This is a genomic window from Paramesorhizobium deserti, from assembly GCF_001558695.1.
In the GTDB taxonomy this organism is placed as follows: Bacteria; Pseudomonadota; Alphaproteobacteria; order Rhizobiales; family Rhizobiaceae; genus Paramesorhizobium; species Paramesorhizobium deserti.
On record NZ_LNTU01000037.1, the window covers coordinates 87,982 to 112,263 of the forward strand.

The following is a 24,282-nucleotide window of genomic DNA, read 5'->3' on the forward strand; positions in this document are numbered from 1 at the left end:
CAATCGCATCGGATAAATGTCATGGATTTCCTTTCGCTGATAACGCCGCTTTTCCTGGTTCTGATCCTCTGCGGCACCATGATCGGAATCATCTTTGGCGCCATTCCCGGCATGACCGCGACCATGGCCGTCGCGGTCTGTCTGCCGCTGACTTATTCGCTGGGGCTGGAAAACGGACTTGCCCTGCTGCTCGGTCTTTATGTCGGCGGCATTTCGGGCGGGCTTGTACCGGCGATCCTGCTCAATATCCCCGGAACCCCCGCGTCGATCGCAACCACCTTTGACGGCTATCCCATGACCCAGCGCGGCGAAGGGGAATCGGCGCTCAAGGTTGCGATATTCGCATCACTGTTCGGCGGCCTGTTCAGCCTTGTGGTCCTTTATCTTTTCGCACCGGCCCTGGCTGATTTTGCGATCCAGTTTTCCTATGTCGAAAAATTCCTGATCATCTTCCTTGCGCTTACGGTCATGGCGGCGCTGAGCAGCAGCATGCTGATCGGCATCTTCAGCGGCGTGCTCGGTATTCTTGTCAGCCTGATCGGCGCCTATGACGTCTCCAGGGGTGGCAACGGCGAATACCGGCTGATGTTCGATTTCATGGAGCCATATCTAAGCAGCGGCTTCTCACTGCTGCCGGTCCTGATTGGCGTCTTCGCTCTTTCGAGCATCCTCATCGAAGCCGAGGCCGGTGTTCCGGAAAACGCGGGCGCTAGGAAGATCGCGCTTGACCAGGGTAAAAAATTCCATTTGTCGGTCTTCAGCGGGCAATGGAAGAACCTTTTCCGTTCCGCCTCCATCGGCACCTTTGTCGGCCTGCTGCCGGGGGTGGGTGGAAGTGCTGCTTCGATCATGTCCTATAGCCAGGCCAAGGCTTTTTCCAAGAATCCGAGATCATTCGGCAAGGGCAATCCGGCAGGCATCATCGCTTCGGAAACTTCCAACAACGGGCTCACCGGGGGCGCGTTGATCCCGCTTCTCTCGCTCGGCATTCCCGGAGACGCCACCACGGCGATCCTGATCGGCGCCTTCACGCTCCAGGGCATCCAGGTCGGCCCGCTGTTCATCGGCGATAACCTGGAGATCTGGAATGCCATGATCGTGGCAATGCTTTTCGCCAATGTCTGCATGTTCGCGATCATGTATTTCGCGATCCGCCATATCGCCAAGATCGTCACGGTGCCGAAATACATATTGCTGCCGATCATCCTGATGATGTGTGTGGTCGGTTCCTACACCATCAATTACGGCATCATGTTCGATGTCTGGACGCTGCTGATCTTCGGCCTGTTCGGATATCTCGCCTATCATATCGGGCTTGAAATCGCGCCCTTCGTCATCGGTTTCATCCTTGGACCCTCGGCGGAAATCTATTTCCTGAAAAGCCTGGAATCGTTCGGGACGGTCTCGATCTTTTTCACCAAAAGCTGGATCGCCGTGGTCCTCTGGGTATTGATCGCGATTTCCATAGGCCTGTCCGTCTGGATGTCCCGGAGCGGAGCACGCCATCATGACGAGACATGATATAAAGTCCCGGAATCGCTGCCTATTGCGGGCAGGCGGCGGTTCATGCCAGAAAGGTTGGCGGGGACGGCGGCATTTGCGAACGACCTTCCCTGCCATTTATTGGAAATAGACCGCAGTGCGACGACCGCAGCAACAGCCCGGCGCTTCGGCCACCGGCACACAGAAATCCGGGCCCGTAACCATGGAAATGGTTGCGCGGCTTGCCGGTGTTTCCCAGGTCAGCGTTTCCCGTGCCCTGAACCATCCGGGCAAGGTGGCGCCCGAAACACTGGCGCGTATCCAGGAGGCCATCCGGATCACGGGCTATGTGCCCAATCTGGTGGCAGGCGCGCTGGCGTCGCGGCGCAGCGGTATCATCGCCGCCTTGATCCCGTCGATCACCAATCTGACCTATAGCAGCTTCCTGCGTCCGCTCATCGAGGTCACGCGCAATGCTGGTTACCAGGTCATTCTGGCCGAGACCGGCTTCTCGCTGGAAGATGAGCAGGCAATGGTGCAGAGCCTGCTCAGCCGGCAGCCCGAAGGCATGCTTTTGACCGGCGTCCACCATTCGGCCGAATGCCGCCGGATGCTGCTGGCCAGCGGATTGCCCGTTGTCGAGGTCTGGGACGAATCCGAAACGCCGATCGACGTATGCGTCGGCTTCTCGCACTGGGAAGCGGGCCGGGCTGCGGCGCGTTATGTGCAGAAGAAGGGTTATCCACGCGCCGCGGTCATCACGGCCGGCGATCTGCGTGCCCTCAGGCGCAAGGACGCCTTTGCCCAGGAGCTGATGGCGCTCGGCTATTCGAGCCCGCCGGTTGTTTGTTTCGACACCCCCGCGTCGATTGCCAACGGGCGTGACGGGTTGAAGCAATTGCTGGAGCAAGGGTTCTCCAACGGCGCCATATCCTGCAGTTCCGACCTGCTCGCCCATGGGGCGCTGATCGAAGCGCAGGCACGCGGCCTGAAGATCCCCGGCGAGATCGCCGTCATCGGCTTCAGTGATCAGGATTTTGCAGCGTATACCTTCCCCACCCTTTCGACGATCCGGGTGGATCGTTCCCTCCTGGGGCGCCGGGCCGCCGAAGCGTTGCTCGCCCGTATTGCGGGGAACCCCATCGAGACGCGGCGTGTGGATGTCGGCTTTGAAGTTATCGAGCGTGAAAGCGCCTGAGGGGTTAGCGAGCTAGCCCCTATTCCTGCATGACCTTCAATTGCGGCCTGATATTCGCGCGCTGATTTACCCCAGCGCCGAAATCCTGTATGAAATCGCCATTTTCAGCATCCAGGTATATTATTATGAATAGACGAAATCTGCTCAAAGCCTTGACTGGCTTGTGCCTTCCCTTCTGTCGGCCCGCAACTGCGGCCGAGCCCCATTGGGACTATGAAGACAATCATCCGCAGCATTGGAGCGAACTGTCTGCTGAATATAGCAGTTGCGATATCGGCCTCAATCAGTCCCCGATCAATCTTGATCATGGCATCAAGGCTTCGCTGCCCCAACTCGAGATCGACTATGGGGATCACTTCACCTCAGTCCAAAACAACGGTCATACCGTGCTCGTGACGGCAGGAAATGCCAGTCAGTTGGTGATGGATGAAGAGCATTACAATCTCATACAATGTCATTTTCATCACCCGGTGAGCATCTTCTGAAGGGCGTGCGGTTTCCGCTCGAATGCCATTTCGTCCATCATCTCGATGATGGCGAGATCGCAGTAATCGGCGTTCTGATGAAGGAGGGCCGCCGCAATGAAGCATTCGAGCAAATTTTGAGGCTTGCACCGGAAGTCCCTGGGAAAGCGGTTGAAATCCCCGGCGGTTATCTTCCCGTCAAGGACCTGCTTCCAGGCACGCTTCACTACATCCGCTACAGCGGCTCATTGACCACACCTCCATGCAGCGAAGCCGTAAACTGGATGATCTTGGTCGAGCCGGTAGAGATTTCGGCTGATCAGATCGCGCGATTTGCAGCGCTCTATCCCTATAATGCCCGGCCGCTTCAGCTCTCGCATCATCGGCCGATCCTTGAAAATTAGTTATCTGCCGCCGCTGCCGAGCGGCGGCAGCCTACGCTTCACCGGCGATGATTTGACGATGGATGTATTGGTTTCCGCCCGCTCGGCAACCCGGTCGAGAATACCATCGAGCTGCTCCATATCACGCACCAGCAGTTTGGCAATAAAACAGTCCTCGCCCGTCACCTTGTCGCATTCGATGAACTCCGGCGTATCCCGGATCAGCTTCTCCACGATGTGCAGCATGCCGGGCATCGGCCGCACCCGCACGATTGCCTGAAGGCTGTAACCGAGCGCCGCCGGACTGACATCGACGGTGAAGCCCGTGATGACACCCCGGTCTTCCAGCCGCCGCAACCTGTCGGCGGTGCTTGGCGAGGAGAGGCCTGCCTCCTGCGCCAGCTCCTTCAGCGAGATCCGCGCATTGGCGGAGAGAATATCGAGAAGACGGCGGTCCAGATCGTCAAGCATGAGCCCCCTCATAAGGAAAAGCGCGCGATTAGGCTTTGATGATTAGGCAAGTTAGCATTTTCTCCTTACATAATCCATATACCATGGCAGTATCCGGTTCTATCCTCTCACCGTTGTTCAACAAGGTGAGCGTGATGGAAAAGGATATCAAGACCGGCAGCATCGAGATGGCCGCGGCCATGCTGATATCGGGAACGATCGGCTGGTTTGTGCTGATGTCGGGACAACCGGTAATCGATGTGGTGCTGTGGAGATGCCTCTTCGGAGCGCTGACACTTCTCGTCATCTGCGGTTTTCTCGGTCACTTTCGCGCGGGGACCCTGACATGGCGGCTGTTCGCGCTGGCCTTACTCGGCGGCGTTGCGATCGTCGTCAACTGGCTGCTGCTGTTCGCAGCCTATTCCCATGCCTCCATCTCGATCGCGACGATCGTCTACAACACCCAGCCCTTCATGCTTTTGGCTATTGGTGCACTATTCTTCAGGGAAAGGATCACGGTCACCAAGCTCTTCTGGCTGGCTATCGCCTTTGCCGGGATGATCGCAATCGTCCAGGCCAAGCCATCGGGCACATCCACCGGCGCCGATTATCTGACCGGTATCGCCATGGCACTCGGCGCCGCGTTCTTCTATGCTCTGGCGGCGTTGGTTGCGAAGAAGCTGAAAGGCACGCCGCCGCATCTGATCGCATTGATCCAGGTCGTGACTGGCATCGCGATGCTTCTACCCTTTGCCGGTACCAGCGGCTTGCCTGCGGAAGCCTATCAATGGGCGCTCCTGATCGCCATGGGTGCGATACATACCGGGTTGATGTACATTCTTCTCTATAGTGCGACCCAGAAACTGCCGACGCATCTGACCGGCGCGCTTTCCTTCATCTATCCGGTTGCCGCTCTCGCCGTGGATCGCATCGCCTTCGGGCATCTGCTGCAGCCCGCGCAACTCGCCGGATCGGCGGCAATCCTGATGGCTGTGGCGGGCATGACATTCGGCTGGACCCTGCCCCGCCCCCTCCGACATCAAGCAGGCTGAGCATTGTAAAACCAACGTCTGTCGCGTGAGCCCTTCGCATGAAAATATGTGCTTGTTAGCCAATATCGACAGCCAGGATAATCGCCAAATCGGATGGAATAGAAAACCTCGTGCAGAACATTATTATATTGCGCTATACTACTATTTATTAACGGAAATCAATCGTACACTGCCATCATAGAGCTTATCACCTGATAATGAATATTCAGCAGCTTCGCCATTGCGTGTCCCCAGCCATTATGTCATCAAAATAGACTGGCGATAATGTCAGCCGCCGACCGAAAGCTGCACTAATATTGGGGATGGGGGCGCTGAAGGGATGACACTGGTAAGACAGGTTGCCACGACGGCGATCATCCTGTTTGCCCGCTTCATCACGGCGGTCCGCGGTGTGTGGCAGGGAAGCGAGCCGACCTTTCGGCAACGCATCTATTTCGCCAATCATACAAGCCATGGCGATTTCATCCTGATCTGGACCGTGCTGCCGAACCAGCTTCGGCAGATGACGCGGCCTGTAGCGGGATCCGATTACTGGCTGAAATCTCGGGTTCGCCGTTTCATCGGCTGCGACGTGTTCAACGCGGTGCTCATCGACCGTGGACAGGAGAGCCGCAAACAGGCTCCCGTTGACATCATGACGGAAGCGCTCGATACCGGGGCATCGCTGATCATCTTTCCCGAAGGCACGCGGAATCAGACAGACGAGCCGCTGCTGCCGTTTAGGAGCGGACTGTATCATCTCTCAAAAGCCCGTCCTGGCGTGGAGCTCGTTCCGGTCTGGATCGATAATCTCAACCGGGTGATGCCGAAGGGCGAGTTCATTCCCGTTCCCTTGATCTGCAGCGTAACCTTCGGTGCGCCGATGCATGTCGGCGAAACCGAAGACAAGAACGACTTTCTCGCGCGAGCGCGGTCTGCCCTCATATCCCTCTCGTCCAAGTCAACGGCGCTTAGCACATGAATCAGGCACATGCCGATCTCCTGACCCTCCTCGCCGGTATCGCCGGAATTCTCGTGGCCGCGTCCCTCATCGGTTATGTACTGCAGCGCCGTCTTTCCCCTGATGGCTCGAATGCCGTCATCGAGAACCTCAATGCCCGCATAAAAGCCTGGTGGGCCATGGTCGTCCTGATGGCGATCGCCTTCATCGGCGGCCGTGACGGCGTCATCCTGTTGTTCGCCTTCTGCTCCTTCGCGGCGCTGCGTGAGTTCATCACGCTTACCAATGTCCGCCGCGCCGATCATTGGGCGCTCGCGGCGGCGTTTTTCCTAGTGCTGCCCATCCAGTATTACCTTGTCTGGGTGGATTGGTATGGGCTCTATTCGATGTTCATCCCTGTCTATGCCTTTCTGCTGATGCCGATCATATCGGCGCTGCGCGGCGACACCGATCATTACCTGATCCGCGTTGCCGAGGTGCAATGGGCGCTTATGATCTGCGTTTTCTGTGTTTCCCATGTCCCCGCCCTGCTCAGCCTGCAAATCCCCGGCTATGAGGGACGCAACGTACTGCTTATCGCCTTCCTCGTGGCCGTGGTGCAATTGAGTGATGTTCTGCAATATGTCTGGGGCAAGCTCCTCGGCCGTCGCAAGATTGCCCCTTTCCTCTCCCCGTCGAAAACCGTGGAGGGCTTCATTGGTGGTATCATCAGCGCCACGCTGATCGGGGCCGGCCTGTGGTGGATGACACCTTTCTCCATCCTGCAGGCTGGTCTTCTCGCGCTCGTCATCGCCCTGATGGGCTTTTTCGGCGGGCTGGTGATGTCAGCGATCAAACGTGACCGTGGGGTCAAGGACTGGGGACACATTATCGCCGGTCATGGCGGCTTCATCGACCGGCTGGATTCCGTCATTTTTTCAGCCCCGATATTCTTTCATCTCGTCCGTTACTGGTGGTCGCTGACATGATCGAGGATATGAACCGCCGGCCGCTGGCAAGCCGCAAGACCGCCTGGGCGGCGGCGCTGACCCGGCGTCTCGCCGCGACACGGATCACGCCCAACCAGATTTCCGCGGCAAGCATCAGCATGGCGGCTGTCTCCGGTGCTGCTTTCTGGCTTGCGGGGTCAACCGAAGGCGCTATACGCGGCGGACTGTTGATCTGTGCAGCTACTTTCTGCCAACTCAGGCTTCTCTGCAATCTGCTTGACGGCATGGTTGCCATCGAAGCCGGCAAGAAGGCATCCGATGGGGCATTCTGGAACGAGTTTCCAGACAGGATCGCCGATATTCTGATCCTTGCGGGTGCGGGCTATGGCATTGGTGAGCCCGCCCTTGGCTGGGCGGCCGCGGCCTTTGCGGTGTTCACCGCCTATACGCGCGAGCTTGGCCGGGTTTCCGGAGCCCAGCCCGATTTTTCCGGTCCCATGGCGAAGCCTCACCGTATGGCGGTGATGACGGCCGCGGCATTGTTGTCACTGTTCGAGCCATTGTGGAACGGACGCAACGAAGTTCTTATCGTTGCTCTCTGGCTTGTCACCATTGGCGCCGTGGTTACGACATTGCGCCGTGCATCACGGCTGCTCACCCACTTGCGCAGCTGAACGGACAAGTTACCGATATACTTGAATTAGCCGAACCATTCTCTTGTTATCGTTATACAACAATGGTGTACAGATAATTTGTCGTCTGCGAAGTTTGGCGATAAAGTTGAGGAAACGCCCGTATCCCCAAAGGTAAAGTCGTCGTAGAAGACCATCGGAGTAACGCCTTCATACCTTTTCCGAATTTGTTCCGCCCGACCATGGAGCCGGTGCATTATTTACGGTTCCGGATTAGGGACGGTGTCGCGCCCTTGATCTTTTTCATGGCCGAGGTCAGATGGCTCTGGCTGGAAAAGCCGCTGAGATAGGCGACCTGCGCGATGGACATGTCGCGCTCGGCCAGCAGCCGCTCGGCATGGGCCAGGCGCATGCCGAGGAGATATCCATAGGGCGCCTGACCGAACGTCCCGGTGAAGGCGCTGATGAAATGGCTGGGCGAAAGACCGCAGATTTCCGCCAGATCGGCCACAGTGATTTTTTGCGCAATGTTCTCGCGCATGAAGGCTTGTACCTTCTTCGCATTGTAGCGCGAGAGTTCGGTCCTGGCCCTCGCCGCGGGCTGGTCATCGACACCGTTGCGCAACAGATGAACGATGATCTCAGTAATCAACCCATCAACATGTTGCGGATCGGCGTTCTGCACCAGCGCCGCCTTCAGCTTCTGCGCGATCTCGAGGGCAAAAGCATCGGCCGTGCCGGGCGCGGGCATTCGCAAATCGACTGCATCCAGTTTCCGCAGGCGAGACGGTTTGAGCGCAATGATCGCGCTTTCCTTTACCGAGGCCCAACGCGCATGGCTGCGCATATTTGCGGGGCTGATGAAGACCGCGCCGGCCGGCGCATCGAACGCGCAAGCCCCGCCGGCCTCAATCCTGTATTCCAGCCCCCTTACGGGCGCGAGCGTGATTTCCACCAGATGAGTTTTTGTCAGAAACGACTGCGATCCCGGCAATCGCACGCAATAGGCAGCCCCTCCCCTGCGTGTGGTCAACCGTGGGCCCGCATCCTTCGGGATGATATCGAAAATGTGACCGGGACCTTCCGCGTGGCCCTTGCCGGAGCAGGCATTGATGGTTTCATGTGCGGCAAACACTGATCGCCGCCTTTCGATCAATGCTTTGCATACGATGTATCAAGAGGGTCCCATCCAATGCCTGTCTGCGCCGGCCGCGGACGGAACTGCACGATACCCGATTTGCCGGTGCCACTATAATCGCCTCAATTCCCGCCTATGCGGGTGGATGCGTAAGCCATCCTGATTCCCAACCCGCCTAAGGAGAATGGGCGAATGACTTTTGGCTGTAAAGTGGCAAAAAATTGGGGCTTCCTTGTCCACTTTATGACGAAAAAGTGGCCGAGACGGGAGAGAGGCGATCTTACTGTATTTTAGCAACAAAGGATTTTAAATGTTCTATAGCAATATAGGCTGTACTGTCCCAAAATTACGTGATCTATTGGCTCAACTTACAGGGGCAGTAACGGAGGGGCGCGTATATGGAAAGTATACGGGAGGACGCACAAATGAACTATAACAACCGCTCGATTACAGATGTTCAGGTTTCAGGATTGCAGCGTCATGAAGGTTTCGACGGCGCGACGGTGAGCGGCCTGGTTCGGCTGCAGCTTTCAGCGCAGGACGGAAATGAATTCGGCCCCCGCGCCACGATCGAGCTTGCCGCCGACCTCTCGGAGCGCTCGACCCTTCCGGAAATCGAACGGCAGCTCCTGACCGCGGCCCTCGGCGTTCTGACGCGCCTTGCCTCGCTGTCCCCGGATGAAGTCCATGACGCAATGCAGAAAAGCCAGCTTAGGGAATATCTGCCCAAAACGCCATAATGGTTTCAGCTTGGCTGCGGGAAAACCATCTATATCCAAGTCTTCCCTGACCAGCAGAACATATCAACAAGACTTTATATGTCGACCCTCGCTACAGGGGTTGCATATTGTCGGAGTCCTTGATTTCGCGCGATTGCCTCTGATATATACGAGACGTATGTGAACGAGACAATTGCATACATTCCGTATGTCAATAAAGATATACGCCACCATATGCGAAAGGAAGGATATGGCGCACAAGCCACGTAGCGAGATGATTGCAGAAACCAGGGCCAAGCTGGTTACGGCCGCACGCCACGCGTTCGGCACAGTCGGCTACGCGGATGCCTCGATGGACGATTTCACCGCCGCTGCTGGTCTGACGCGCGGCGCGCTCTATCATCATTTCGGCGACAAGAAGGGCCTGCTGCAAGCGGTCATCGCTGAAATTGACGCCGAGATGAACGAGCGGCTCACGGCGGTGGCAAGAAACGCGCCGACCCGCTGGGACGGCTTTATCGATGGGTGCATTGCCTATATCGAGATGGCGCTCGATCCGGAAATCCAGCGCATCGTGCTGCGCGACGGACCGGCGGTTCTGGGCGACCCCACGACATGGGCGATCCAGGCGGCCTGCATCCGCTCGATGGCCGATGATTTGCAGCATCTGGCCGACGAGGGCACGATCACCGTGACGGATCCGGAAGCGATGGCGCAACTCATCAACGGCGCCATGCTGAACGCCGCGCTGTGGATCGCCAATGTAACCAACCCGGAAGCGACTTCGAAGAAGGCGGTCCAGGCCATCAAGCTCCTGCTGGAGGGGCTGCTGGTACACCCCTCTCGCGATGGGGAAAGGAGTAAACCGAAGGTCCGGAGCCTCTAAATATCCCTGCACTTCACGACAATATCCCCCTTTCGAAGTGCGAGGGGGATATGCTTCAAGCCCCCGTCACTCGCCAGATCACATCGCCCACATCGTCGGCGACGAGCAGCGAGCCGTCAGGGCCGATTGTAACACCGACCGGCCGCCCATAGGAGGCCCGCTCGTCAGGTGAGAGGAAGCCGGTAAGGATGTCACGCGACGGTCCGGCCGGACGGCCGTTCTCGAAGGGAACGAACACCACCCTGTAGCCGCTCAGCTTGCTGCGGTTCCAGGAACCGTGCTGCCCGATGACCATGCCCTCAGGGAAGCCGGGCAGCGTGCCGGTGGGGAGCCAGCACAAGCCGAGTGAGGCAGTATGCCCACCCAGCGCGAAATCCGGCTTTATCGCCTTGGCGACCATGGCCGGGTCCTGCGGCACCCGATCGTCGACAATTCTGTCCCAGTAGCAGTAGGGCCAACCGTAGAAACCGCCGTCGCGCACCGATGTCAGATAATCGGGCGGCGTCTCATCTCCGAGACCGTCACGCTCGTTGACGACCGTCCACAGCGTACCGGTCGTCGGTTCCCACGCCAGCCCCACGGGATTGCGCAGGCCGGAGGCGAAGATGCGGCTCTTGCCGGTCTCGAGGTCGAGCTCGTGGATGGCCGCCCGGCCCTCCTCCGCCGCCATACCCTCATCGGCGATATTGGTAAGCGAACCGACGCCGATATAGAGCTTCTTACCGTCGGCGCTCGGCAGCAAGCTTCGCGTCCAGTGCCCGCCCGGCTTGAGGCTGTTCAGCTTTTGCCCCTTTGCGGCAATGCGGGTTTCGCCGGCCTTGTAGGGGAATGCCACCACACCGTCGGTGTTGCCGACATAGAACGTATCGCCGAGGAGAGCCATGCCAAAGGGCTGGTTCAGCTTGTCGAGAAACACTTCGCGGGTTTCGGCCACGCCGTCGCCATCCGCATCCCGCAACAGCGTGATACGATTAGGGCTTTCGCCGATCGCAGCAGCGCGCTTCATCGTGCTGTACTGGGCATAATCGAAAACCGACTTGATGCCTCCCGGCACGCTCAGCGCCTCGGCGGTCAGCACGTCGCCGTTCGGCAACACTTGGATCCAGCGGGGATGCTTCAGGCCGGCTGCGAACGCGTTCACCTTGAGCCCCGCGGCGGCAACCGGCGTCTGCCCCTCGGCCCAACCCTTCGCGGTTGGCATTTTCAACGTCGGAATACCTTGCGGTTTTGCCGGCGGAATGGCCGGTTTGCTGCCGAAGGCCTGCTCCTTCAGATTGTCATTTCTGTGCCGCAAAAAGATCGCGACGGCACCGATCCATGCAACGAGGCGAGCGAAGATAGCTGACAGACTCATTGATCCCCCTTCATTTGGCGTGCGCACTCTATACGAAGCGCGGTCGGGTTTGTACCAACGATATTTATAATATTTTTGCCTTTCAGAGGATGCGGATCACGATCAGCAGAGCCGCATCGGCACTATTGCTGATGAATTTATCATTCTAAGAACTTGCCGAATCATTATGCAATTCGTATCTTTATAGATGTTGGCTATTGGCTTCCTCAGATGCAATGCCCACATCACGCGGCGCGTTCATTCTCCCGCACCGTGGACCGGATTAGTCCGCCGTATCTCCTCCCGCGGCGGGCTTTTTTTATCCGCAGCGCTGCACGAACCAATGGCGTCCGAGAGTTCGGCAGGCCGATCTTCATCGTAGAGAATGCGCTAGGACGCGCCGGAGACGGCTCCGGAGCATCATGGGTGCGCGGCAGGGCGACCATGCCTATGATCGCGCTTCCAGCGCCATGCGTCCGTTAGGACGCACAAAGGACGCTGTAAGTTATTGAATCTACGCATCAGGCTTTCTGAAAATCGATTCCGACTTTCAGGCCGATGCTGTAGCGCCACGATCCAGCCATGTGTTGCGAGAAGATCATCGCGTCCGGCGGCGGCCAGCGCCACCCCGAGAAACAGCAAGACAAGAAATGTGAAACTGGCGGGATGCGATCGTGCCCCAGTCAATTGTGAAATCACGCCGTGGGATGAATTCATGGTTTTCGCACCTATCGCGGTGCGCTCAGGCCCTTCTTTGATCCAGATAAGACAGCCGATGGTTGCCCTGGAGTACTATTCGCACGCTTCCCGTCCCGAGATCTGCTCGATGTGAATACAGAAGAACACATGCGGCGAATGATCGGATACAGGCGGCGTTACCGGTTTCAAAGCACCTGGTTCCCACCAGAAGGCGTGCCTGCTCAGAAGCGACCACGCATGATCACGTTCCACCTTATAGCCGACACGGTCTGGAAGCTCTTCATAGCGGCCACTGGCAAGGACACTTTTCCACTCCCGGCCTCCGTCCTGCTGTTCCACCAGGACGGAGACCAGAGGATTTTCCCGCATCGCATCGATTTTCTTGCCCGGCATCGAAAATGCATAGAGGCAGTTGTTGCTGTAGGCATAGTAGATCGGCACGATATAAGGCCGACCGTCATTGACGCATGCGAGGCGACCGAGATGATTGGATGCCAGAACCCTGGTGCAGTCGGGATCGGACAGCGTTCTAATCCACATCGCCCGGCCTCCCCTCGCTCAGACACACATTGCGCGCAGTGCGTCCGGCTTCAAAAGCACGACGGTGCGTGCGCCCTGAAGCCGGATATGGCCGTTTTCGCGAAACTTGGAGAAGACGCGCGAGACGGTCTCGATGGTGAGCCCGAGGTAGTCGCCGATATCGGTGCGCGACATGGCAAGCTCGATCTGCGGCAGATCGCCCTGGCGCTCGGCCAGATCGAGCAGGAACGCGGCCACGCGCTCGGTGGCGTTCTGCCGGCCGATCACCAACAAATGCTCCTGCGCACGCACCAGCGCCAGCAGCGCGGACGGCAGAATATCGCGGGACAGATCGGCATCGATCGGCAGACGACAGACACGGATTGCCGAATGGCAGATGGCTTCGGCGAAGAAACGATGATGACCGTCGGCCTCGAACCCGAACACCTCGCCCGCCACGTGGAAGGCGCTGATCTGGCGGCGGCCATCGGAGAGAAGGCGGTAGATGCGGACGGCGCCGAACTCCACCTGGTAGAGCGCGGTCGCCCGTTCGCCCTGGGCGTAGATTTCCTTGTTCGGCGAGCAGAAGAGAACCTGATGCGGCTGTGTCGCGAAGGCCGGAGCCATTTGTCCCGGCATGTCATTGCGAGCGATGTGCCCAGCCTTGGAAAGGACTGCTGAATGAGAATGAATGGCGTTGTGAGCAAGCATCTGAGAGCCTCCGGTTGTGTAGGCAATCAATGACGCAGATCGTGTTGCGGAAAAATTCGGTTATGTCCCTACGGGAAACTACGTAGCCGCCGGCGCCAGCAGGTCATCACGCCCCAATAGCGCACGAACCGCCTCGACAAGCGTACGGCCGAGCAGAGGCTTTTCCACCAGGCGGATCGCTCCCCCTTCCGCCACGTCCGGGAGGTGATTGACCAGAAGAACGACGGGTTTGCCGAGTATCCGCAATTTCGCGATATCGCTGGGTTTTGGACCGACCGACCGATCGTCCACGACGATGCAGTCATAGCGTGCCATTCTTTCGCCCATGGTCTCATCGGCGATCGGCAGTTGATCCGTCAAATCCACGCGGCATCCCTCGGCTTCGAGAACGAAGGCCAGCGATTGCCGAAATGTCGGGTCGGACGCGACGATGAGAATAAATGTATCAGCGATCAGCAAGGACATTTCCTAGTTTGGCTGGAGTGCGCCATCGGAATTTATGCGCTGCCATTACGGACAGTCGCCTTGCGATAGATCAAAGCGTTGGAAAAACAGGTCTTGGTCAGGAGGAAGAATCGCCGGCTTCCAGAACCATTCTCACGAGCTCGGGCAGGCTCCTGGCCTTCATCTTGCTCATCACATTGGCGCGATGAACCTCGACCGTTCGCGGACTGATATTGAGGTCATAGGCGATGGTCTTGTTGGGAAGACCGGCCACGATACCGGCCATGACCTGCCGCTCACGATCGGAAAGTTCGCCAAGGCGCATCCGGATCTGGGCTATGGTATCGTTGTCGCGGGGACGTTTCTCCAATTCGGCAATGGCCCGGCCAACCGCATCGAGCAGGATTTCGTCCTCGAACGGCTTTTCGATGAAATCCATCGCGCCTGCCTTCATCGCCTCCACCGCCATCGGCACATCGCCATGACCGGTGATGACGATGGCAGGCAGCATCGCATCTTCTTCACGCAGCCGCCGCAACAGATCGAGGCCGCTCATCTCGGGCATGCGCAGGTCGGTAATCAGGCAGGCATTGCTCAAATCCTTGGCGCCCGCCAGGAAGGATATCGCTGATGGGTGGACGCGCACAGCGTATCCGGAGATCGTCAGAAGAAACGCCAGGGATTTTCTGACCGGTTCTTCGTCGTCGACGATATGGATCACTACTTCACTGCTCATTTCCAAGCTCCTGCTCCTTGTCCGCCAAAAGCGTGAAACGGAAGCTGGCTCCCCCATTTTTGTTACGTTGCATGGTCAATTCGCCCCCGTGCGCTTCTACGATCCTTCGCGAGATGGAAAGACCTATTCCCATGCCGCCTGGCTTGGTGGTGACAAACGGCCTGAAAAGTTGTGCCACCACTTCCTCCGGCACGCCGGGACCAGTATCGGAGATCTCGACCATTACCTCACTCTCGTTGACCGATTCGGTTTTGACCACCAGCTCGCGACGCTCACTGTCTTTCATAGCGTCCATCGCATTGCGCATCAAATTGATGAGAACCTGCTGGATCTGCACACGGTCGACGAGGAATATCCTTCGGTTGGCCTTGAAGTCGAAAACGGTTCGCACGCCCAGTTCGCGGGCCCCCACCAACGCCAGTGCACCGGCTTCCTCGATAAGTTTGTGGAGATCTTCCGGCTGCTTCTCGGTTTCGCCCCTGGTCACGAATTCGCGCAGATGACGAATGATCTGCCCGGCGCGCAGTGACTGCCGGGCGGTTTCCTCCAGTGCTTCGCGCATGCGGGCGGCCAGCACGTCATCCATGTTCCTCAAAAGGCGATTGCAGCCCTGGACATAGTTAGCGATGGCCGAGAGCGGCTGGTTCAGCTCATGCGCGAGCGTCGAGGCCATCTCGCCCAGTTCGTTGAGACGCGCCAAACGGGCGAGCTCGCCCTGGATCTCCTCGAGCCTCGCCTCCGATTCGGCGCGTTCGGTAAGATCGCGGATGAAGCCGGTGAAGAATGTCTGGCCGCCGGCCTTCATTTCACCGACGGCTAGTTTCATCGGAAAGGTCGAGCCATCCTTGCGCCGCCCGACCACGATGCGGTCGATACCGATGATCCGGCGCTCGCCCGTATCGAGGTAGCGATGAATATAGGCGTCGTGCTCACCCTGATAGGGTTCGGGCATCAGGATCTTGACGTTCTGGCCGACGACCTCCACCTCCGCATAGCCGAACTGGCGGATCGCCGCCTTGTTGAAGGAGATGATGATGCCACGCATGTCGATCACAACTGTCGCATCGGGCACCGTGTCCAGGATCGAACGGAGATGCGCCTCGCGGGAAGCAAGCTGTTCCCGAGCGCTTTGAGCCGTTTTTCTTGCCTCGCGATATCCGGCGCCAATGAAAACGAGCGCCACCGAGAACAAAAGGGATAAAACCATCTCTACTAGATTGAGCCCGGGGAGCACGCCAAGCACCCCTGCCACAAAGAGCGCGCCTGCGCCCAGAACCAGGACCAGAAAGCCCGCTATCCTCCCGCTCAGGAAAGCCGCGCCGAAAGCAGCCAGCGCCAGGAGCAGAAGCAGCCATATCGTGTCGAATGCAGTCAAATCCACTTGCCACTCCGAAATGCGCTCAGAGGGCCCTGAGCGCTGGCAATCTAGGCCTGACTTACGGAATGGCCAAGGTCAAAAGCTGGGATGTTCTGCCGCGCCCTCCCCGAAGAAATCATCCCGAAGGTAAACCGGATCGGAAATCCAACGAATAGCGCTCAAACAGCTTCCACGAGCTTCACCTGGTAAGTGTGCATTACGCCGTCACTGCGGATCGAAACATATTCGCCGGCCGCAAAGTGTTCCTCACCGAGACGGAAGCCGATCTCATCGTCTTCTTCGCCTTCCACATAATCGAAAAACCATTGGCCTCCCGGCTTGCGGCGCAGGTGCCCGATGCGGTCTTCCTCTCCCGGTCGGAAACGGCGCACCCGGCAGGCGGTCTGTCCTTTCTTCCATGCCGCAGGGTCGAGACGACCGTCCGATGCAAGTGGAACAACAAGATCATATCCGATGGTCCTGTCGCCTTCGGGATGGTCCTTTTCCCGTGCGAGTTCGAGACGCACATGGGAAAGCCTGGCTTTGTGTTCGGCGGTGGTGATCTTCATCATCGTTCTCCATTCATTTGTTATAATGGTAGCGGCTCCGCTCCCCTTCGCCTTGACGCACGTCAAGGCGTATCCTGCCCCGTCGTGATGATCTTACTCTTCAATGCGAAGGAGCGAGAAATGGTCTTCAACACAATCATGGTTCAGCTCGACATAGATGCTCCGGCTACCCCACCGCTGACATTTGCCCAGGGCTTAGCCAACCGGTTCAGGGCGGATTTGATCGCACTTGCGGCCGCTCAGGCCCATGTCGTCATTCCCGGTGACGATAGTGGCGTGGTGGCGGTCGAACTGTTGCGCCTGCGCACGGCGGAAATCGAGCAACGTCTCGAGGAATTGCAAAAAGAGTTCCTGACCGTGACCGGCAATGGCGAAAACATCTTCTGGCGCGGCGAGCTAGGAGACCCGACCCATTTTCTTGCCATGAATGGCAGGGCGGCCGATCTGATCGTAACCGCTACCGCTGCGCCTGAAAACCGTGGCAACCATTCCCGAATGGTGAATGCGGGAGAACTGATCCTGTCCGCAGGACGGCCTGTCCTGTTCGCGGCGGATAATCTGGCGCCGCTTTCCGCGGATAAAGTCCTTGTCGCATGGAAGGATACGCGTGAGGCGCGGCGGGCCGTCGTCGACGCCATGCCGTTCCTCGCCGGCGCCAGCGAGGTGCTTGTAGCGACCGTTGTGGAGAATGACTGGCAGCTTGCCCGCGAAGGCGCTGAGGATGTCGTCCGTTTCCTGACGAAACATGGTGTCAAGGCGCGCAGCAATGTTCGGGAAGATGACCAGGGAGCCGAGGCGCTTATCGGATTGGCGCATGACATCGGAGCCGATCTCATCGTCGCGGGAGGCTACGGTCGCAGCCGCGTAAGCGAATGGATATTCGGCGGCATGACCGATTCCCTCCTCAAGGACGGATCGCTCCATCGCCTTCTGTCCAACTAAGGCTTCATAAACGGTGCGCGGTTATGAGCGACAGCGTTTCCTTCGCGACTGCCCGCTCCTCGTCCGTCGGAATGACCAGGACGTCGACGGATGAACCCGAAGCGCTGACGCATTCCTCGTTTCGCCGGTTGCGCTCCTTGTCGATCGCGACGCCGAGCCAGCCGGCCGCCTGGCAAATCCGTTTCCGGATCTCAGGGGAATTTTCGCCGATGCCAGCCGTGAAAACCAGCGTGTCCAGACCTCCGACGGCAGCGGCCAGCGAACCGATTTCGCGGCCGGCCCGATAAACGAAGAGATCGACTGCCTGCGCAGCGTGTTCGTCATCCGCATCGAGCAGGCTTCGCATGTTGCCCGAAATGCCGGAAACCCCGAGAAGTCCCGACTGCTGGTAAAGCAGCCGCGAAAGCGCCTCGACGGACAGTTTGCGTTCCTGCAGGAGATAGAGAACGGCACCGGGATCGAGCGTTCCGCAACGGGTGCTCATGACGAGGCCGTCGAGCGGGGAAAATCCCATCGTCGTGGCGATGCTCCTCCCCTGATCCATGGCACAGAGACTGGCGCCACTGCCAAGGTGCGCGACGATCACCCGTCCACCTGCCTCCGGCCCGTAGCGTTCCCGAAGCTTCGAGGCAATATAGCCATAGGAGATCCCGTGAAATCCGAAAGATATTATGCAGTCTTCTGTCAATTCGCGCGGTAGCCCATAAAGTTTTGCCAGTTGCGGACGGCCGGCATGAAAGGCGGTATCGAAACACCCGACCTGAAGCGTATCGGGAAACAGCTTCGCCGCCGCCGCGACGATATCGAGGTTGGCCGGCTGATGGATCGACGCAAGCGGGATCAGATTTCGAAGGGCGGCGAGCACCGGCGCGTCAAGAATCGTCGCGGCCGTGAAATCGCGCCCGCCGTGAACGATCCTGTGACCCACCGTCCCTATGCCAGGGTGGAGCCCGTGAGCGGTGATTTCCGCGACGATCTGCTCGACGGCGGCCTTGATCCCGAGTGCGCCCGGCTCCAGCGGGATCTCCTCGGCTTCTCCCTTGTCGGCCGTCTTGACCTTCAGGACGGGAGCATCATGCAGTGATGAAATCCCGCCTTTCATCATGAGCGGGAGATCGGGTTGGCTCCCGAACACAGCAAATTTCAGGCTCGATGAACCGGCATTGAGAACGAGAATGGCATCGCTCATGACGTCAGTCCCCTGCCGTGCACCATCCGGCTATCCCGCAGCTTCCGCCTCCCAGTGCCAGTTGCGCACATCAGGCATGTCTTCTCCATGGGCGCGAATATAGTCGTGATGCTCCAGAAGCTTCGCCTCCATCAGCTGCTTCAATTTCGCGCCTGCCGCTTGCGCGGCCGGCACCCGGTCGATGACGGTTTGGACCAGATGAAACCGGTCGAGGCCGTTCAGCACCGTCATGTCAAAGGGCGTCGTGGTCGTTCCCTCTTCATTGTAGCCGCGTACGTGAATATTGCCGTGGTTTGTCCTTCGGTATGTCAGCCGGTGGATCGTCCAGGGATAGCCGTGGTAGGCGAAAACGACGGGCTTGTCGGCCGTGAAAAGCGCGTCGAAATCCCGGTCGGAGAGGCCGTGCGGGTGAACCTCCTTCGGCTGCAGCGTCATCAGGTCGACGACATTGACGACGCGGATGTTCAGTTCCGGCATATGCTCCTTGAGTATCTGGGCGGCGGCCAGGGTTTCGAGGGCAGGCACATCGCCGGCGCAGGCCATCACCACATCAGGGTCGGCCCCGTCGCCCTGGCACGCCCAGTTCCAGACGCCGATCCCGGTCTTGCAATGCGCTTTCGCTTCATCGAGCGACAGCCATTGCCATGACGGCGCCTTGCCGGCAACGACGATGTTGATGCGGTCCCAGGTGCGCAGCACGTGGTCGGTAATGCAAAGCAGGGTGTTGGCGTCGGGCGGCAGATAGACGCGGACGATATCGGCCTTCTTGTTCAGCGCGACGTCGACAAAACCCGGGTCCTGGTGGCTGAAGCCGTTATGGTCCTGCTGCCAGACGTGGCTGGTGAGAAGATAGTTCAGCGATGAAATCGGCCGCCGCCACGGGATGTCGCGGCTTGCGTCCAGCCATTTCGCATGCTGATTGAACATGGAATCGATGATGTGGATGAAAGCTTCGTAGCAGGAAAACAAGCCATGTCTTCCTGTCAGCAGATAGCCTTCGAGCCAGCCCTGGCAGGTATGCTCGGAGAGAATCTCGAGAACACGGCCGTCACGGCCGAGATGAACGTCCTCGGGAAGGATCTTCTCCATCCAGGCGCGCTCGGTAATCTCGAAAAGATCCTGGAGACGGTTCGAAGCGGTCTCATCAGGCCCGACGACGCGGAAATTGCGGGACGCCGCGTTTGTCCGCATCACGTCGCGCAGGAAGCCTCCCATCACCCGGGTCGCTTCCGCCTTTGCCGCGCCGGGCGCGGCGAACTCCACCGCATGCGCTTTCATATCCGGGATTTCCAGCGATTTGCGCAAGAGGCCGCCGTTGGCATGCGGATTGGCGCTCATGCGCCGCGTTCCTTTCGGCGTGGTGTCACGGATTTCGGCAGACGGCGAGCCAGCATCGTCGAACAGTTCCTCCGGACGATAGCTCCGCAGCCATTCCTCCAGGAGCTTCAGATGTTCAGGATTGTCGGCAAGCCCCGCCAGAGGCACCTGGTGCGCCCTCCAGAAGCCTTCCGTCTTCAATCCGTCGACTTCCTTCGGCCCTGTCCAGCCCTTCGGGCTTCGAAGGACGATCATCGGCCATCGGGGGCGGCCGGTCTGTTGATCCCCGCCATGCCTGGCCTCCCGCTGGATCGACTTGATCTCCCGCATCGCCTCGTCAAGAACCGCGGCCATCCGCTCGTGCATAACGGTCGGGTCCTCGCCTTCCACGAACAGCGGCTTATATCCATAGCCGATGAACAGCGCACGCAGCTCGTCTTCGGGAATTCGCGCCAGTATCGTCGGATTGGCGATCTTGTAGCCATTGAGATGCAGGATCGGCAGGACCGCGCCGTCGTGGCGGGGATTGAGGAACTTATTGGAGTGCCAGGCGGCCGCCAGCGCGCCCGTCTCGGCTTCGCCGTCACCGATGACGCAGGCGACGATCAGGTCCGGATTGTCGAATGCGGCGCCATAGGCATGGGAAAGCGCATAGCCAAGCTCGCCGCCCTCGTTGATCGATCCCGGGACTTCCGGCGCGGCATGGCTCGGAATCCCGCCGGGGAAAGAGAATTGCCGGAAGAGCTTCCGCATCCCCTCTTCATCGAGCGGTATATCGGGATTGAGCTCGCTATAGGTGCCCTCGAGATAGGTGTTGGCGACCATCGCCGGGCCGCCATGCCCCGGACCGCAGATATAGATGACATCAGCATCCTGGTTCCGGATAACGCGGTTGAGATGGGCATAAACGAAGCTCAGGCCCGGCGAGGTTCCCCAATGGCCGAGCAAACGCGGCTTCACATGCTCAATGCGCAGGGGTTCGCGAAGGAGCGGGTTGTCGAGCAGATAGATCTGGCCGACCGTCAGGTAGTTCGCGGCGCGCCAATAGGCGTCGATCCGCTTCAGTTCTTGTTGGGACAGCCGTTTGGACCCGCCTTGTGCTTCAGCATGCTCGAGCATTTCGGACATCCTCGTGGTAAACGGATTTGTCTGTTGCGGTCGTGAAGACCTAACGCGCGACCATGGCTTTCGTTCGGAAGCCAGTGCACTTTAACACGATATCCGAAGTGCCCAAAACAGGGTTGTTTCAGATCAAAACCGGGAAAAAAATGAAGAATCCGCGGACTGTCTTGGCTGGTTTCCGCCTATTTCAGCATGTTGAATTCGCCTATCAGCGTAGCCGCGCAGCGCGGCTGACACTCGACAAAACAACGAATGAGGCGCTTAATTGATCAGCAGAAAACTGCACGCCGAAGAGCGGGATATTGGGAGGAGGAAATGACCGATATCAAATGGACGCTGAAGGGCCGTGAATTTGTCCATTGCAACTGTGCATATGGATGCCCCTGCCAGTTCAATGCGATGCCCACCCAGGGGAAATGCCACGCGATCGGGGCAATCGACATCGAGGAAGGCCACCATGGCGATACGAAACTCGACGGGTTGAAATGCGCCCTGATCGTTTCCTGGCCGGGGGCGATCCACGAGGGCAATGGCGAAGTCGTTCCCATCGTCGATGAACGCGCCACACCGGAACAACGCGAGGCGCTGCTGCGGATCATGAGCGGGCTCGACACCGAGCCTGGCGCTACATTCTTTCAGGTCTTTTCGACGACGTTTTCGAAAGTTCACGACCCGGTCTTTGCCAGGATCGAATTCGAAATCGATGTCGATGGCCGCATGGCCCGGTTGAATGTTCCGGGATGGATCGAAGCGCAAGGCGAACCGATCCTCAATCCCATAACCGGCGCCGAACACCGCGCACGCATCAACCTGCCGCAAGGTTTCGAATATGACGTCTGCGAAGTCGGGCGAGGCTCGGCGGAGACGAAAGGACCCGTGCGGCTGTCGCTCCAGAACTCGCATGCCCAGTTCGCGAGATTGCACATGACGGAAAGTGGCGTCGTCCACTAAACGCCATGTCTGAAGCCGCACTGGAAAAAATCTTGCGGCGGGAGCGAGCGATCGCCGCAACATCATTGGCTGCGCTGACGCTGCTGGCCTGGATCTATGTCCTTTGGCTCGTCAATGGAATGCAGATGCAGCCGATGGATGCCGGCACCATGTCGATGCCTGACATGGACATGGATATGTCCAATGGCGCGGTGCTTGAACCAGTTCTGCGCGCCTGGAACGCTTCCGATTTCATGTTCACGTTTGCCATGTGGACGATAATGATGATCGGCATGATGACGCCGTCCGCGTCCCCGATGATCCTGCTCTATGCCCGTGTCGGGCGACAGAGCGCCCTCCAGGGCAAGCCACTGGCGGCCACCGGCTTCTTCGCCGGCGGCTATCTGCTTGCCTGGACGGGATTTTCGCTTGCCGCGACGATCGCTCAATGGGTGCTGGAGCGCACTTTGCTGATTACCCCGATGATGGCAAGCACCAGCACGGCATTCACCGGACTTGTCCTCGTTTCCGCCGGCCTTTTTCAGTGGACAGGGGTAAAGAACGCCTGCCTCACCCATTGCCAGAACCCGATCGCTTTCATTCAACATCACGGAGGCTTCCGCCGCGATCCGCTCGGCTCCCTGACCATTGGCTTTCGCCACGGGGTCTATTGCGTCGGATGCTGCTGGGCATTGATGGGATTATTGTTCGTCGGCGGCGTTATGAACCCGCTGTGGATTGCCGCCATTGCCATCTATGTTCTTGTTGAAAAGCTTGTCCCAACAGGGCGCTGGCTCCCACGTATTGCGGGAGCGGTCTTGATCGCAGTCGGTACATGGCTGCTGTTGGCTACCGCCGTCGGCGCTTGACCGAACATCAGTTTCCCAACTGCCTGAGCCATGCGTCAAAGGAGGACGGCTCCTGTTTTTCCGGATGAGACCCGGTCTGGACCGGCTGCCCCGGAATGATCGCTTTGCGAGCTTCGCGAGGGCTGTAACCAAACTCCTGACTGAACGCCCGACTGAAATTGGCCGCTGAATCGAAACCGGTGGATTGAGCGATATCGAGGATGCGCTGATTGTTCGCCGGATCACTGAGGGCTGCATGCGCCGCCAGAAGCCGCCGCTTGCGTATATAGTGGTGAACGCCGCCGCTCGGCTCGAACATCTGATAAAGACGCGTCCGGGAAACTCCCAGAACCCGGCAAAGGGCATCGGGCGTAAGCTCGGGCGAATGAAGGTTGCGGTGGACATGCTGGCGGGCACGCTCCATCAGTCCGATATCCGTCTGCTGCTCGGTTGTCGCGCAGGCCGGAGACAAGAGGCAGTTGACCACCATGTCGCGCACGGTCTGCACGACTCTCGGCAGATCCTCGGCCACCAGACCATCCAGCGTTGCTTCGAGGCCGCTGACATATTCGATCAGAAGTCTGGCGAGGCTATCCGACAGGATCGAATTGTTGGCCATGTCCACGATGCCCGGCGTATCAGCGAAAAGATCGCGGGGCATGTAGAGATAAATCGCTTCGGATTCGGTCATGCGGCCGCGAAACGGATGGCCGAGTGACCTGAATTCCACCTTGTCCGGTTCGTTTTCGGCAACGAAGCCATCCACCTCGGTCCAGGTCCGGCCGCTGTGCAATATGCCGACATACCAGTGGTCGATCAGGCTGGCGCGCAGCCTGGCGGCGGAGCGCATGTAGCTATGGGCCGGCATCCGCTGCCTGACGAAAAGCATGCCGCCGAGATTCCATACCGTCTGATCGGCCGGAAACCCATCGTCGGGAGAAACGCCGTCCGGCAGGCTGATCTCGACCAGCGATTCCATGTGCATCTGCCAGGCGCCGAACTGATCCGCGGGCGTCAGATCTCGGGTCGAGAAACGCAATGGTTCGAGAGCCGGCGCGGAAGGCGGACCGGATCGCCCGCGATAGGATGGCTTGCGCGGCCAGCGCCGCCGCTCAAAATCCGGTGATATCGGGATCGGAGAAAATCGTTTGCCGTCTTCCTCAGAGCTCGATGGGCAACTATTCACAGAGTTCTCCCTGTAGAATCAAGCCCTCCGTCCATTCCCCTAAATCAGCATTTGTGCGCATTGTGTCTTTTTTGGTACTCGCCGGACGCTGGGATCACCGGACTCAT

At 58.7% G+C, this 24,282-nt stretch carries 23 protein-coding genes and 1 pseudogene; 12 read left to right on the plus strand and 12 right to left on the minus strand.

Annotation, left to right across the window (positions count from 1 at the left end; genetic code table 11):
* The first annotated feature begins 21 nt into the window (after positions 1–21).
* The 3 genes and pseudogenes from ATN84_RS19235 (at position 22) to ATN84_RS27860 (ending at position 3,548) form a co-directional block, all read left to right on the plus strand.
* Entirely contained in the window at positions 22–1,521 is a 1,500-nt protein-coding gene (locus ATN84_RS19235) for a tripartite tricarboxylate transporter permease (RefSeq protein WP_068883732.1), read from the plus strand.
* Between the two features lie 118 nt (positions 1,522–1,639).
* Positions 1,640–2,680 (plus strand): LacI family DNA-binding transcriptional regulator, encoded by a 1,041-nt coding sequence (locus ATN84_RS19240; RefSeq protein WP_244491136.1) that lies wholly within the window; start codon positions 1,640–1,642, stop codon positions 2,678–2,680.
* 125 nt (positions 2,681–2,805) lie between these two features.
* Positions 2,806–3,548: pseudogene (locus tag ATN84_RS27860) on the plus strand (carbonic anhydrase).
* On the opposite strand, the gene ATN84_RS19255 reads toward ATN84_RS27860, so the two are convergent.
* Positions 3,549–3,998 (minus strand): Lrp/AsnC family transcriptional regulator, encoded by a 450-nt coding sequence (locus tag ATN84_RS19255; protein ID WP_068883740.1) that lies wholly within the window; start codon positions 3,996–3,998, stop codon positions 3,549–3,551.
* A gap of 134 nt (positions 3,999–4,132) precedes the next feature.
* Between ATN84_RS19255 and ATN84_RS19260 the strand changes: the two genes are divergently transcribed.
* The 4 genes from ATN84_RS19260 to ATN84_RS19275 all read left to right on the plus strand — a co-directional run bounded on the left by ATN84_RS19260 (position 4,133) and on the right by ATN84_RS19275 (position 7,572).
* Entirely contained in the window at positions 4,133–5,029 is an 897-nt protein-coding gene (locus ATN84_RS19260; protein WP_068884344.1) for a DMT family transporter, read from the plus strand.
* Positions 5,030–5,348: 319 nt separating this feature from the next.
* A complete protein-coding gene (locus tag ATN84_RS19265; protein WP_068883742.1) occupies positions 5,349–5,990 on the plus strand; it encodes a lysophospholipid acyltransferase family protein in 642 nt (213 codons plus the stop codon).
* Positions 5,987–6,937: a phosphatidate cytidylyltransferase gene (locus ATN84_RS19270; RefSeq protein WP_068883744.1), complete on the plus strand. Its 951-nt coding sequence runs from the start codon at positions 5,987–5,989 to the stop codon at positions 6,935–6,937. Before ATN84_RS19265 ends, ATN84_RS19270 begins: the two co-directional genes overlap by 4 nt.
* Entirely contained in the window at positions 6,934–7,572 is a 639-nt protein-coding gene (locus ATN84_RS19275; RefSeq protein WP_068883746.1) for a CDP-alcohol phosphatidyltransferase family protein, read from the plus strand. Before ATN84_RS19270 ends, ATN84_RS19275 begins: the two co-directional genes overlap by 4 nt.
* Positions 7,573–7,786: 214 nt before the next feature.
* Here the strand turns inward: ATN84_RS19275 and ATN84_RS19280 are convergent, their stop codons facing one another.
* Positions 7,787–8,665: a helix-turn-helix domain-containing protein gene (locus ATN84_RS19280; RefSeq protein WP_068883748.1), complete on the minus strand. Its 879-nt coding sequence runs from the start codon at positions 8,663–8,665 to the stop codon at positions 7,787–7,789.
* A gap of 428 nt (positions 8,666–9,093) precedes the next feature.
* On the opposite strand from ATN84_RS19280, the gene ATN84_RS19285 reads away from it, so the two are divergent.
* Both ATN84_RS19285 and ATN84_RS19290 read left to right on the plus strand, forming a co-directional pair.
* Positions 9,094–9,408, plus strand: a complete 315-nt coding sequence (locus ATN84_RS19285) for a hypothetical protein (protein WP_068883751.1) — start codon at positions 9,094–9,096, stop codon at positions 9,406–9,408.
* Between the two features lie 229 nt (positions 9,409–9,637).
* Positions 9,638–10,273 (plus strand): TetR/AcrR family transcriptional regulator, encoded by a 636-nt coding sequence (locus tag ATN84_RS19290; RefSeq protein WP_068883753.1) that lies wholly within the window; start codon positions 9,638–9,640, stop codon positions 10,271–10,273.
* Between the two features lie 55 nt (positions 10,274–10,328).
* Here the strand turns inward: ATN84_RS19290 and ATN84_RS19295 are convergent, their stop codons facing one another.
* From ATN84_RS19295 to ATN84_RS19325, 7 genes are all read right to left on the minus strand, one after another.
* Positions 10,329–11,627 (minus strand): PQQ-dependent sugar dehydrogenase, encoded by a 1,299-nt coding sequence (locus tag ATN84_RS19295; RefSeq protein ID WP_068883756.1) that lies wholly within the window; start codon positions 11,625–11,627, stop codon positions 10,329–10,331.
* 771 nt (positions 11,628–12,398) lie between these two features.
* Positions 12,399–12,845: a pyridoxamine 5'-phosphate oxidase family protein gene (locus tag ATN84_RS19300; RefSeq protein ID WP_068883758.1), complete on the minus strand. Its 447-nt coding sequence runs from the start codon at positions 12,843–12,845 to the stop codon at positions 12,399–12,401.
* A gap of 18 nt (positions 12,846–12,863) precedes the next feature.
* Positions 12,864–13,451 carry a helix-turn-helix domain-containing protein gene (locus ATN84_RS19305; protein WP_244491137.1) on the minus strand — a complete coding sequence of 196 codons (588 nt, stop codon included), beginning with the start codon at positions 13,449–13,451 and terminating at the stop codon, positions 12,864–12,866.
* A 162-nt stretch (positions 13,452–13,613) separates the two neighbouring features.
* Positions 13,614–13,994, minus strand: coding sequence for a response regulator transcription factor (locus ATN84_RS19310; protein WP_068883762.1), 381 nt, complete (start codon positions 13,992–13,994; stop codon positions 13,614–13,616).
* Positions 13,995–14,097: 103 nt separating this feature from the next.
* Positions 14,098–14,715, minus strand: a complete 618-nt coding sequence (fixJ, locus tag ATN84_RS19315) for a response regulator FixJ (protein WP_068883764.1) — start codon at positions 14,713–14,715, stop codon at positions 14,098–14,100.
* Positions 14,705–16,111, minus strand: coding sequence for a PAS domain-containing sensor histidine kinase (locus tag ATN84_RS19320; protein WP_068883766.1), 1,407 nt, complete (start codon positions 16,109–16,111; stop codon positions 14,705–14,707). Before ATN84_RS19320 ends, fixJ begins: the two co-directional genes overlap by 11 nt.
* Positions 16,112–16,251: 140 nt before the next feature.
* The gene (locus ATN84_RS19325; RefSeq protein ID WP_082766392.1) at positions 16,252–16,641 is read right to left on the minus strand and encodes a hypothetical protein; all 390 of its coding nucleotides are present in this window, start codon (positions 16,639–16,641) and stop codon (positions 16,252–16,254) included.
* Between the two features lie 120 nt (positions 16,642–16,761).
* On the opposite strand from ATN84_RS19325, the gene ATN84_RS19330 reads away from it, so the two are divergent.
* Positions 16,762–17,583, plus strand: coding sequence for a universal stress protein (locus ATN84_RS19330; protein WP_068883770.1), 822 nt, complete (start codon positions 16,762–16,764; stop codon positions 17,581–17,583).
* Positions 17,584–17,587: 4 nt separating this feature from the next.
* Here the strand turns inward: ATN84_RS19330 and ATN84_RS19335 are convergent, their stop codons facing one another.
* On the minus strand, positions 17,588–18,772 hold the full coding sequence (locus ATN84_RS19335) for an acetate/propionate family kinase (protein WP_068883772.1): 1,185 nt from the start codon (positions 18,770–18,772) through the stop codon (positions 17,588–17,590).
* 30 nt (positions 18,773–18,802) lie between these two features.
* Positions 18,803–21,208 carry a phosphoketolase family protein gene (locus tag ATN84_RS19340; RefSeq protein ID WP_068883774.1) on the minus strand — a complete coding sequence of 802 codons (2,406 nt, stop codon included), beginning with the start codon at positions 21,206–21,208 and terminating at the stop codon, positions 18,803–18,805.
* Between the two features lie 318 nt (positions 21,209–21,526).
* Between ATN84_RS19340 and ATN84_RS19350 the strand changes: the two genes are divergently transcribed.
* Positions 21,527–22,162, plus strand: a complete 636-nt coding sequence (locus tag ATN84_RS19350; protein WP_068883778.1) for a DUF1326 domain-containing protein — start codon at positions 21,527–21,529, stop codon at positions 22,160–22,162.
* A 5-nt stretch (positions 22,163–22,167) separates the two neighbouring features.
* Positions 22,168–23,010 carry a DUF2182 domain-containing protein gene (locus tag ATN84_RS19355; protein ID WP_068883780.1) on the plus strand — a complete coding sequence of 281 codons (843 nt, stop codon included), beginning with the start codon at positions 22,168–22,170 and terminating at the stop codon, positions 23,008–23,010.
* Between the two features lie 7 nt (positions 23,011–23,017).
* On the opposite strand, the gene ATN84_RS19360 is transcribed toward ATN84_RS19355, so the two are convergent.
* Positions 23,018–23,968, minus strand: coding sequence for a helix-turn-helix domain-containing protein (locus tag ATN84_RS19360; RefSeq protein WP_244491138.1), 951 nt, complete (start codon positions 23,966–23,968; stop codon positions 23,018–23,020).
* Positions 23,969–24,282: the final 314 nt, after the last annotated feature.